This is a genomic window from Bradyrhizobium canariense (genome assembly GCF_019402665.1).
Taxonomy (GTDB): domain Bacteria; phylum Pseudomonadota; class Alphaproteobacteria; order Rhizobiales; family Xanthobacteraceae; genus Bradyrhizobium; species Bradyrhizobium canariense.
On sequence record NZ_VSST01000084.1, the window covers coordinates 157269 to 167341 of the forward strand.

A 10073-nucleotide genomic window follows, 5' to 3' on the forward strand; every position below is an offset into this window, starting at 1 on the left:
GGGAGTCGTCTTAGGAGAGGAGAACGGAGCGCCGCGATGGATGAAAGGAAAAAACTCGAGCATCAGATCGCACTGGCTACCCGCACTGCCGCGTCCACAAGGGATGAAGGTACCGCGAGCAGGCTGCGGCAATTCGCAGACCAGCTCAGGCGCGCGCTATTCCCGTCCGCTTCCCGGCGCTCCCAGATCACCGCACGCGCCTATCAGCTTTGGGAGCAGGCCGGACGCCAATCCGGACGGGACGTGGAGTTCTGGCTGCAAGCCGAGCGGGAGATCAGCCGCCCGGACCCCGAAAGCCAGGATTAGGGGATACCGTCCTGCAGGCCCTCCGCTGCGAGTCAGCGTCGGCGGGCAAACCACATTCCGAGCACGAACGCGAGGGCCAGGGATTGCAGCGGCGCCTCGACGGTCGCCTTGCGGAGGCGATCCGCCCAAACCATGGCAGCATCCTCCCAAAACGTTCTTCCGCTTGCGCCGAATCGAGCGCGATCGAGAACGTTTTTCCAGTCGTGCGTCGACTGTCGGTTGTGAGCGTGCCTTGGCACCAACCGACTCGTTCTTATTGCGCTACCGACTCGTTCTTTCGGTGGCGGCATAGCGTTCAAAAACAAAGAGCCGCATCGCTGCGGCTCGGACTCTATTCGTCGCGATAGACCTTCTCGCGTTTCTCGTGGCGCTCCTGCGCCTCCACCGAGAGCGTCGCGATGGGACGGGCCTCGAGCCGCTTCAACGAGATCGGCTCGCCGGTGTCCTCGCAATAGCCGTAGGTGTTGTCCTCGATACGCTGGAGCGCGGCGTCGATCTTGGCGATCAACTTACGCTGGCGGTCGCGGGCACGGAGTTCGATGGCGCGGTCCGTTTCGGACGATGCCCGATCGGCGAGATCGGGGTGGTTCACGTTCTCCTCCTGCAAGGCTTGCAGGGTGAGCTTGGACTCTTTGAGGATCTCATCCTTCCAAGCGAGGAGCTTCAAGCGGAAGTACTCCTTCTGCCTGTCGTTCATGAAAGGCTCTTTTTCGGTCGGTCGGTAGTTTTTCAACTTTTCCAAGGGCGGCCTATCTGTCTAAGCAACGACTCGTACGCGGAACGGGGTCCGCTGAGCGGGGCGTTATATAGCGGCCTCCTGTGACAGACAATGTTTCCCTGATCGCCCGACCGGCGCCCCCAAGCCCTTGCACAGGAAAGGTTTATCCTGAAGGGCTCGGGAGCGGCCGACGGCCTAGTAGCCGACCGTGAAACGCTGCCTTTCATGGGCCGGCCGCTCGATCTCGTCGGCGAGCGCGATGGCGTAGTCCGCGAAGGTGATCCAGCTCTTCCCGTTCGCATCTGCGAGAAGCTGATCGGTGCCAAGCCGGAACTTGCCGATGCGCTCGCCCTCGATGAATAGGGCAGACGGCGAGATGAAGGTCCAGTTCAGCTCCTTTTCCTGCCGTAGCAGGTCGAGAAAGGTCGAACCCGCCTCCGCCTCGGCCTTGTACTGAGCCGGAAAGCCGGGAGTTGTCACCAGTTTGACGCCCGGAGCGACCTCCAGGCTGCCGGCTCCGCCGACGACGAGGTAACGACCGACCTTGGAGTCCTTGGCCGCACCGATCAGCTTGAGCGCGTCACTGGCCAGGAAGTGCACGGAACTCACGGCGACGTCGTGCCCGGCCCACAGCTTGGCAAGGCCTGGCTGGTCGAGCACGTCCCCCTTGGTGGGGGTGACGTTCGGCAGGGCGGCGATCTGCTCAGGGTTGCGGGCGATGGCCGTAAGCGTGTGGCCGCGGCGGGACAGTTCCTTGGTGATCTCCGACCCGGCCCGGCCCGAGGCGCCGGCAACTGCGATTTTCATGGAAGGCTCCTTTGCTTCTGTGGTAACTATGGGTAACTAGATATCGCAAAGAGCGCTGGTGTTAAGAGAGCACTTTGTGCTTACCTGATTACACAAGAGTAACCGGCGGCGGCCGGCAAATCAGTGGAATGGATCGTGAGGACCCGACGATGAAGCCAGACGTCTACGCAGCGAACTGCCCCACGCGACAGATCCTCGACCGCGTCGGTGACAAATGGGCGGTGCTGATCCTGCTGCTGCTGCGCGAGGAGCCGATGCGCTTCAATCAGTTGCGCCGGACGATTGAAGGCATTTCGCAGAAGATGCTGAGCCAGGTTCTCAAGTCGCTCGAGCGCGATGGATTGCTCAAGCGTCACGCCATCGCAACCGTGCCGGTGACCGTGGAATACTCGATCACGCAACTCGGCGTGACGCTCGCCGCAGCCGTCGATCCGCTGCGCGATTGGGCCGAACAGAATCTGAAAGACGTGCTGGCCGCCCAGCGCCGCTACGATTCGCAGTTGAAGGATGAAGCGGCGTAAGACGCTACGCCTGCCCGGCCTTGGCGAGCTCGACCTCGACGCGCAGCTCGATCTCGGACAGCACCGAGTCCAGGCCGGGATCGCCGGAGGACGATTTCAGGTTCGCCGCAGCGTCACGCAGCCGCATCACGGTCGAGGCGTCGAGCTTGCCGGACAGAAGTCCCATCTTGAGATCGTCGAGCACGTCGAGCGCGGTCTTTCCACGCACGACCGAGCGCTTGCGACGCTCGACCGGATCCTCCTCGATGCCTTGCAGCGCCAGCAGCCCGTCGATGTTGGCGGCGGCCTTCGGCGCCGCGGCGCCCCGCGTCTCCGGCGCCGACGAGGTGTCGGGCAACACGAAGGTGCCGGAGCTCGTCCGCCTGGCCTGGCTGGCCGGCGTTCCAAGCGTGGTGCCGTTCGGTCCGTAGATGCGCATCGGAAGCAATCCGGGTGATCGATGTGCCACATTCGCCGTTTTATGGTTAACGGCCCGTAAACAGCCCGGCAAAATCTGCCGACAGGCGGCAGTTTCGCTCCTCAGAGACAACACAGGCTGAGGTCGCTCGAAACAGATTTATTCAACCTATTCAGCTACCTACCCCCGCTGCCCCGACTTGGCACAGCGCTCGCAAGGACAGCGTCGGACCAGCTCGTCATGGGAGTGTCGCGATGGTTCTTTGATTTGAGGAGCCTCGGGGAGCAGAGGATGCCAAGCGTTCGTTGGGTGAGACTTGTGGGGGTGGCCTGCGCCGCGCTGTCAGCGCTGGTGCTCTCGGCCAATTCTGCAAGCGCGACATCGCGCATCAAGGATCTCGCCAACATCGAAGGCGTGCGGCAGAACCAGCTCATCGGCTATGGCCTCGTCGTCGGCCTCAACGGCACCGGCGACACCCTCAACAACATCCCCTTCACCAAGCAGTCGCTGCAAGCGATGCTCGAGCGCATGGGCGTCAACATCCGCGGCGCCACCATCCGCACCGGCAACGTCGCCGCCGTGATGGTGACAGGCAATCTGCCGGCCTTCGCCACCCAGGGCACGCGCATGGACGTCACCGTCTCCGCGCTCGGCGACGCCAAGAATCTCCAGGGCGGCACCCTGCTCGTCACCCCACTCCTCGGTGCCGACGGCAACGTCTATTCGGTCGCACAGGGCTCGCTCGCGATATCCGGCTTCCAGGCCGAGGGTGAGGCGGCGAAAATCGTGCGTGGCGTGCCGACCGTCGGACGCATCGTCAACGGTGCCATCATCGAGCGGGAGATCGAGTTCGCGCTCAATCGCCTGCCGAACGTCCGTCTTGCGCTGCGCAATGCCGACTTCACCACGGCCAAGCGGATCGCCGCCGCGATCAACGACTATCTCGGCGTCAAGACCGCCGAGCCGATCGACCCATCGACCGTGCAGCTTGCGATCCCACCGGAGTTCAAGGGCAACGTCGTCGCCTTTCTCACCGAGATCGAGCAGCTCCAGGTCGATCCGGATCTCGCCGCCAAGATCATCATCGACGAACGCAGCGGCATCATCGTGATGGGCCGCGACGTCCGCGTCGCCACCGTTGCGGTCGCACAGGGCAACCTCACCGTCACGATCTCCGAGAGCCCGCAGGTCAGCCAGCCCAACCCGCTGTCGCGGGGGCGGACCGTGGTCGCGCCGCGCAGCAGCGTCAGCGTCACCGAGGACGGCAAGAAGTTCGCCGTCGTCAAGGACGGCGTCTCGCTTCAGCAGCTCGTCGACGGCCTCAACGGCCTCGGCATCGGCCCGCGCGATCTCATCAGCATCCTGCAGGCGATCAAGGCCGCCGGTGCGATCGAAGCCGACATCGAGGTGATGTGATGCAGGCCGGCATGGTCAACACCGCACGCGTCGCCAGCTCCGCCTTCTCGGTGGAGAGCCGCAACGGCCGCCCGGACTTCGATCTCGCCGCGGCACTGCAGAAGGTCTCGCCGAAGCAGCAGGTCAAGGCGCAGAAGATCGCCACCGACTTCGAGGCGATGTTCCTCAACAGCATGTTCTCGCAGATGACCTCGGGTCTGAAGGGCGAAGGCCCGTTCGGCGACACCCCTGGCACCGGCGTGTGGCGCTCAATGCTGACCGAGCAATATTCCAAGAACTTCGCCAACGCCGGCGGCGTCGGCATCGCCACCGACGTCTATCGCACCCTGATCATGCAGCAGGCAAAAACGATCCGCACGGCATAAGGTCAAACGAGATGAACCACTTCAACGCCTCGCGTCAGCCGGTGCAAGCGCAGCGCCCGAACACCGCATCCGGCAGCGCCGAGGCGCGCAAGATCGCCGAGCAGTTGATGGATGCGATGAGTGCCCTGCTCGGCCTGATCGAGCGCGAGACCGAGCTGGTACGTGCCGGCCAAGTCCGCGAGGCGATGACCCTCGAGAGCAAGAAGCAGGAACTGTCGCGAAACTATGTCGGCGCCGTCACCCAGTTGAAGGCGAACCAGGCCCAGCTCGCCAAATCCGCGCCCGAGCTGCTCTCGACGCTGCATCGGCACCATGATGCATTCCGCGCGATGCTCCAGGTCAACCTCACCGTGCTCGCAACCGCTCACGCGGTGTCGGAGAGCGTCGTGCGCGGCGTCAACGCCGAGATCCAGAAGCGCAACGTGCCGAACACCTACACGGCCGCGGGACGCCGCGCCACGCCGGGCCCGCGCCACATCACGCCGCTCGCGGTCAGCCGCTCGCTCTGAGCGCGCGCAATAACAAATGACAATTTTACGAAAAACCGCGGGGCAACATCGTCGCGCGGTTAGGCACGTTTCCTTACCGGATGTTCAATCCCGGTGTTCCATGCTTGCGTATTGAGAGGGGTTGGGATTTGACTCACGTGAGGCAACCAGGAGGCTGCCATGAGTACAGATTTCAGCATCAGGCCGGTGGGGATACCGGTTGCCGTGCAGATCGTAACGACGTCGAATGCGGCGGCGAACGAGGCCGTGCAAACCGATCTGCCCGTGAGCCAGACAGTGGCCGCTGGCGATGCGAGCGCGCCTGCACGCAATGATTTGCGAAGCAACGAGAACATCTCACGCCAGGTCGTGTTCGACCAGGCGGCGGCGTCGTTCGTCTTCCAGGTCGTCAACGACAGGACCGACGCGGTGGTGAACCAGTTCCCCGACGAAGCAATGCTGCGCCGGCGGGCCTATTTCCATGCGCAGGATTTGAAATCCGAGCCCTCGCGTCCGGCCAGCACGGACCGCAGCGCCTGACCATCAGGCGTCGAGCCTCGCAACGGCAACATCGAGATCGCTCGAACGGTCGCGGGACCGGTGACGACGTTGTTGATCTGCGCCTTGCCGCTATCCGTCACTTGAACTTGATATTGCCGCCGCGGAACGAGCCGTGCTCGATCACGGACGGCCGGACAGACCAGCGGCGATATTGCGGTTGATCTCGATCAGGGGACGGAAGTGATCGAACTGCGGGCTCATCTGCAGCGCGGCGGTCTGGCTCAGCACGAACACGCTGATGTTGGCGATCTTCTGCCGGACCTCGATCGGCTGCGGATTGTTCTCGCGCATGGCCTCGCCCAGAAAGATCGTCCAGAGCTTGCGATTGAACATCAGGGCCTGCGTGGTCTGCTCGCTGAACGGCTCGGCGCTGTTGATCGCATCCTGAAGCTTGTTCGCGGCCTTGAGCAGGGTCTGCGCTTCGATGTCGCGAGGAGATGCGGTGGTCGTTGCAACACGCGCGTAGGCCGAGGCAGCGGAATTCGACATCAATCACACCCTGGAGGTTACCTAGCCCGTTGAACGCGCTTAAGGATTTCTTTCCCGACCCTAGGCAGCACCGCTTAAGATTTGCTTACATGTGTGCTTGGAAGCACTCCGGATTATTACGGGTCTCGGAGTTCTTCGTCATCGTGAAGCTAGACGCGCATGTGCACGCTGTAAACACGTCACGCGCGGTGTGCGTCGATCTCAGCTAATCCTGCCTTAGCGATCTCCGTAAAATGAACGGCGGAGCCTTAGCCCCGCCGCGAAATCGATGAGCGAGCTTGCGCCGCGAAATTAGCGGAGCAGCTGCAGCACGCTCTGTTGCGACTGGTTGGCCAGCGACAGCGCGGACACCGCGATCGACTGGCGGGTCGACAGCGCCTGGCTGTTGGCCGCTTCCTCGTTGGTGTCGGCGAGCGTCAGGTTGGACGAGCCGGTCTGCAGAACGTTGATCAGGTTCTTGGAGAAGTCCTGACGCACCTGCACGATCGACAGGTTGGAGCCGAGCGCAGAACCTTCCGAGCGCAGCGTACTCGAGGCCGCGTTCAGGCTGGTCAGCACCCTGTTGGTGGCGCCGTTGTCGATGAAGTCGATACCGTTGACGAGGTTGCTGAGGCCGAGGCCCGCCGCGTTGAAGACCACGCCGTTGATGCCGAGCGTGGAGCTGCCGGTCTCGTTGAAGATCAGCTTCAGCGTGTCGCCGTTGAGCAGGTTCACGCCGTTGAATGAGGCATCCTGCGACGTCGTATCGATCTGCGCCAGGATGTTGTTGAACTGGTTGACCAGGTTTGAGCGCGCCGTCTGCGCGACCGGATCCTGGATCGGCGGCTGGGCGGTCGTGAAAGCGATCACACCCGTGATGGTGCCGGCGACCGCGCCCCCGGCAGTTATCGAGCCCAGCGTCGAAGAGGCATACTCGTTGACGGTGGTGATCGTGAGCACGCCGTTGGCGTCGATCGTCGCCGTCAGGTGGTTCGCCTGCAGCTGAGAGTTCAGTTGATCAAGCGTCTTGACAGTCCCGTTGGTGCCATCGCCAAAGGTCACGTTGACCGGCGTGCCGCCGTTGAACGAGGTAAAGGTCAAGGTCTTGCCCGAGATGCTGCCCGCTCCGGGAGCGCGGCCCGCGGTGAAGGCCGTGCCGGTGCCGGTCGGACCGGTCAGTCCGAACGAGGACAACGCATTGCCGGTTCCCGTGATCGACAGATCCGCCGTGGTGCCGGTGCTGAGCTTGAGCGCGCCGTTGACGACGGTGGACAGAGACGAACCGCTGGCCGCAACCACGGCGGCGCCGCTGACGATGCCGGCACCCGACGCCAGGTCGATCGCGTTCAGCGAATCCTGAACGCTGGCGCCCTGGAGATAGACGACGGAGTTGCCGTTGTTGTCGGTTACGATGTTGCCGATCTTGGTGGAGCCCGTCGGAGCGGCAGCAGGAACCGCAGCGTTCTTGAACGAGACGGTCTTGCCATCAACGTTCAGCGTGGAGCCGTCATTGATGAGCGTGCCCAGCGTCGTGGGGCTCGTCAGACGCGCCTTGCTCACATTGACATTGCCGGAGCCGGTCGCGGTCGTAAGGCCAAGCGCCTTGAGGAAGTCGGCCTTGCCGGTGATGCTGAGGTCGGCGCCCGTGCCGGTGGTGAGGGTAAGCTGGCCGCCGGCGATGGAGGCGACGGCGCCCGACGAGAGCGATAATGTCGCGGTGCCGCCGGTGATGGCTGCCTTTTGCACGCCGGTCGCGAGATCGATCGCGTCCATCACGTCCTGGACTTTTGCAGCCGGGACGGCGCTTGTCCCGAGGTAAACGGTGGAATTGCCATTGCCGTCGGTGACAACGTTGTTGTTCCTGCCGGAACCGGCGGGAACGCTGGCCGCCGCAGGTGCAGCGCCGGCCCTGAAGGTGATGGTCTTGCCGTCGACGATCACGACATCGCCGTCCGTCGGTGCACCATTGGCCGCAATGGTGCTCGCGCTGGACGGACCGAGAAGGGTGAGGTTTGCAGCAAGGCTTGCCGGAGTGGGGACACCGTCGGGAGCGGCAAGCCCCGTCAGGGATTGCGAAATGCCGCCGAGCGTGGTCGTGCCCGTAATCGGAGTCGTACCGCCAGCAGTACCGTCGGTGACGACGTTGCCGGTTGCGGTGGCGTAGGTGTAGCTCGTGGTGCCGCGCAGATCCGCCGGCGTCGCGCCCGGAATCGTCGTCGTGATGTTCGACTTGGTCGAATAGCCGACCGTGGTCTGCAGCGCCTGGTTCGCGATCGACTTGGCGCTGTCGATCAGCTTTTGCAGCGAGGTGATGCCGGTGTTGGCGGCCTGCAGCACCTGCACACCGTTGTTGATGCCGTCGAGCAGGTTGCTGATGTCGCTCGCCCGGTTGTCCAACCCTTGCGCGGTGAAGAAGTTGGTGGGGTTGTCGAGCGCCGTGTTGACCTTCTTGCCGGTCGAGAGGCGCTGCTGTGTCGTGGCCAGCAGGTCGGCCGTCGACTGCAGTGACAACAGGTTCTGGCGAACGGACGCCGAGAGAACGATGTTGGACATTGGCTGGTCTTCCTCTTGAACCGGGTACGAATCGGGGCTCGCGATCTGGAAAGCGGGCTTTTGTCCACTTTTAGGGGCTGTCCTTTAAAGTATGGTTAACGACGGTTTAAGGGATACGGTTAATGCCGAGTTAGCGCCCCCTTCCCGGCCCCGGCTGCACGTTCTGCACGGTCTCCGCACACGCAAAAAAGCGGCGGAGCCGAAGCCCCGCCGCCATATTTATCTTGTGATTTCAGTTGCTTATTAACGGAGCAGCTGAAGCACGCTCTGCTGCGAGGTGTTGGCCAGCGACAGCGCGGAGACCGCGATCGACTGGCGGGTCGACAACGCCTGGCTGTTGGCCGCTTCCTCGTTGGTGTCGGCCAGCGTCAGGTTGGACGAGCCGGTCTGGAGCACGTTGATCAGGTTCTTGTTGAAGTCCTGACGCACCTGCACCACCGACAGGTTCGAACCGAGGGTCGAGGCTTGCGAGCGTAGCGTGCTCGAGGCCGCGTTGAGACTGGTGAGCACCCGGTTGGTCGCCGCGTTGTCGATGAAGTCGGTGCCCCGTACCAGCGAGGCCAGACCCAGCCCCTTCGAGTTGAAGGTCACACCGGTGATGCTCAGGCTCGACTTCGCGGTCTCGTCGAACACCAGCTTGAGCTGATCGCCGTTCAGCAGGTTCACGCCGTTGAAGGACGAGTCGACCGAGGTCGTGTCGATCTGCGACAGGATGTTGTTGTACTGCGACACCAGGTTGGAACGGCTCGCCTGGGCAACAGCATCGACCGTCGGCGCGGTCGCGTTGGTCCAGGTCAGGGCCGTCGTGATCGTGCCGCCGATTGCGCCGCCAGCGACAGCCGATCCGATCGTCGAGGATGCGTAGTCGTTGATCGCGGAGACCGTGAGCAGGCCGTTGGCGTCGATCGTGGCGGCCAGGTTGTCGGCCTGAAGCGCCGTGTTGAGCTGATCGAGCGTCTTGACCGTGCCACCGGTGCCGTCGCCGAAGGTGACGTTGACCGCCGTGCCGCCGTTGAAGGAGGCGAAGGTCAAGGTCTTGCCCGAGACGCCGCCGGCCGACGCCGAGCGGCTCGCCGAGAAGGCCGTGCCGGTGCCGGTGGAGCCGGTGAGGCCGAGCACGGACAAGGCATTGCCCGAGCCGGTGATCGACAGATCCGAGTTCGCGCCAGTCGAGATGTGGAGCGAACCGGCAACAAGCGAGGACGCGGTCTGGCCACTGGCCGTCGCCAAGCTCGCGGCACCCGAAGCGATGGTTGCTGCCTGCACGCCGGTGGCGAGATCGACCGCGCTCAGGATGTCGGCGACGGTGCCCTTGTTCAGGTAAACGATCGAGTTGCCGCTGCCGTCGGTGACGACGTTACCGGTGACGCCGGATCCCGTCGGCACGTTGGCCGCAAGCGGCGTGCCGCCGTTCTTGAACGTGATGGTCTTGCCGTTGACGTTCAGGGTCGATCCGTCGGTGATCAGCGAACC

12 protein-coding genes are annotated in these 10073 nt (G+C 63.5%); 6 read left to right on the forward strand and 6 right to left on the reverse strand.

Annotation, left to right across the window (positions count from 1 at the left end):
• Positions 1–36: 36 nt before the first annotated feature.
• Positions 37–306 carry a DUF2934 domain-containing protein gene (locus FXB41_RS35760; protein ID WP_219685062.1) on the forward strand — a complete coding sequence of 90 codons (270 nt, stop codon included), beginning with the start codon at positions 37–39 and terminating at the stop codon, positions 304–306.
• Between the two features lie 331 nt (positions 307–637).
• On the opposite strand, the gene dksA is transcribed toward FXB41_RS35760, so the two are convergent.
• Positions 638–1003, reverse strand: coding sequence for an RNA polymerase-binding protein DksA (gene dksA, locus FXB41_RS35765; protein WP_008554760.1), 366 nt, complete (start codon positions 1001–1003; stop codon positions 638–640).
• Between the two features lie 216 nt (positions 1004–1219).
• A complete protein-coding gene (locus FXB41_RS35770) occupies positions 1220–1831 on the reverse strand; it encodes an NAD(P)-dependent oxidoreductase (protein WP_219685063.1) in 612 nt (203 codons plus the stop codon).
• Between the two features lie 149 nt (positions 1832–1980).
• On the opposite strand from FXB41_RS35770, the gene FXB41_RS35775 reads away from it, so the two are divergent.
• On the forward strand, positions 1981–2352 hold the full coding sequence (locus FXB41_RS35775; RefSeq protein ID WP_007602122.1) for a winged helix-turn-helix transcriptional regulator: 372 nt from the start codon (positions 1981–1983) through the stop codon (positions 2350–2352).
• Between the two features lie 4 nt (positions 2353–2356).
• Here the strand turns inward: FXB41_RS35775 and FXB41_RS35780 are convergent, their stop codons facing one another.
• A complete protein-coding gene (locus FXB41_RS35780; RefSeq protein WP_007602121.1) occupies positions 2357–2770 on the reverse strand; it encodes a flagellar assembly protein FliX in 414 nt (137 codons plus the stop codon).
• A gap of 270 nt (positions 2771–3040) precedes the next feature.
• Here FXB41_RS35780 and FXB41_RS35785 point away from each other — a divergent pair, with 270 nt between their 5' ends.
• From FXB41_RS35785 to FXB41_RS35800, 4 genes are all read left to right on the forward strand, one after another.
• Positions 3041–4165 (forward strand): flagellar basal body P-ring protein FlgI, encoded by a 1125-nt coding sequence (locus tag FXB41_RS35785; protein WP_219685064.1) that lies wholly within the window; start codon positions 3041–3043, stop codon positions 4163–4165.
• Positions 4165–4530, forward strand: coding sequence for a flagellar assembly peptidoglycan hydrolase FlgJ (gene flgJ / locus FXB41_RS35790; protein ID WP_007602116.1), 366 nt, complete (start codon positions 4165–4167; stop codon positions 4528–4530). Before FXB41_RS35785 ends, flgJ begins: the two co-directional genes overlap by 1 nt.
• Positions 4531–4541: 11 nt before the next feature.
• Entirely contained in the window at positions 4542–5039 is a 498-nt protein-coding gene (locus FXB41_RS35795) for a hypothetical protein (RefSeq protein ID WP_007602115.1), read from the forward strand.
• A 159-nt stretch (positions 5040–5198) separates the two neighbouring features.
• Positions 5199–5558, forward strand: coding sequence for a hypothetical protein (locus FXB41_RS35800; RefSeq protein ID WP_007602114.1), 360 nt, complete (start codon positions 5199–5201; stop codon positions 5556–5558).
• Positions 5559–5699: 141 nt separating this feature from the next.
• Here FXB41_RS35800 and flaF read toward each other — a convergent pair whose 3' ends face one another.
• From flaF to FXB41_RS35815, 3 genes are all read right to left on the reverse strand, one after another.
• Entirely contained in the window at positions 5700–6068 is a 369-nt protein-coding gene (flaF, locus tag FXB41_RS35805) for a flagellar biosynthesis regulator FlaF (RefSeq protein WP_007602113.1), read from the reverse strand.
• A 291-nt stretch (positions 6069–6359) separates the two neighbouring features.
• A complete protein-coding gene (locus FXB41_RS35810) occupies positions 6360–8600 on the reverse strand; it encodes a DUF1522 domain-containing protein (RefSeq protein ID WP_007602112.1) in 2241 nt (746 codons plus the stop codon).
• Positions 8601–8843: 243 nt separating this feature from the next.
• Positions 8844–10073 (reverse strand): DUF1522 domain-containing protein (locus tag FXB41_RS35815; protein WP_219685065.1); only part of this gene is annotated, 1230 nt, incomplete at its 5' end.

What these genes read in the sequence shown, in the direction of transcription:
- FXB41_RS35760 (WP_219685062.1), top strand. Translation starts at nt 37, where the DNA reads ATGGATGAAAGGAAAAAACTCGAGCATCAGATCGCACTGGCTACCCGC.
- dksA (WP_008554760.1), bottom strand. Translation starts at nt 1,003, where the DNA reads ATGAACGACAGGCAGAAGGAGTACTTCCGCTTGAAGCTCCTCGCTTGG.
- FXB41_RS35770 (WP_219685063.1), bottom strand. Translation starts at nt 1,831, where the DNA reads ATGAAAATCGCAGTTGCCGGCGCCTCGGGCCGGGCCGGGTCGGAGATC.
- FXB41_RS35775 (WP_007602122.1), top strand. Translation starts at nt 1,981, where the DNA reads ATGAAGCCAGACGTCTACGCAGCGAACTGCCCCACGCGACAGATCCTC.
- FXB41_RS35780 (WP_007602121.1), bottom strand. Translation starts at nt 2,770, where the DNA reads ATGCGCATCTACGGACCGAACGGCACCACGCTTGGAACGCCGGCCAGC.
- FXB41_RS35785 (WP_219685064.1), top strand. Translation starts at nt 3,041, where the DNA reads ATGCCAAGCGTTCGTTGGGTGAGACTTGTGGGGGTGGCCTGCGCCGCG.
- flgJ (WP_007602116.1), top strand. Translation starts at nt 4,165, where the DNA reads ATGCAGGCCGGCATGGTCAACACCGCACGCGTCGCCAGCTCCGCCTTC.
- FXB41_RS35795 (WP_007602115.1), top strand. Translation starts at nt 4,542, where the DNA reads ATGAACCACTTCAACGCCTCGCGTCAGCCGGTGCAAGCGCAGCGCCCG.
- FXB41_RS35800 (WP_007602114.1), top strand. Translation starts at nt 5,199, where the DNA reads ATGAGTACAGATTTCAGCATCAGGCCGGTGGGGATACCGGTTGCCGTG.
- flaF (WP_007602113.1), bottom strand. Translation starts at nt 6,068, where the DNA reads ATGTCGAATTCCGCTGCCTCGGCCTACGCGCGTGTTGCAACGACCACC.
- FXB41_RS35810 (WP_007602112.1), bottom strand. Translation starts at nt 8,600, where the DNA reads ATGTCCAACATCGTTCTCTCGGCGTCCGTTCGCCAGAACCTGTTGTCA.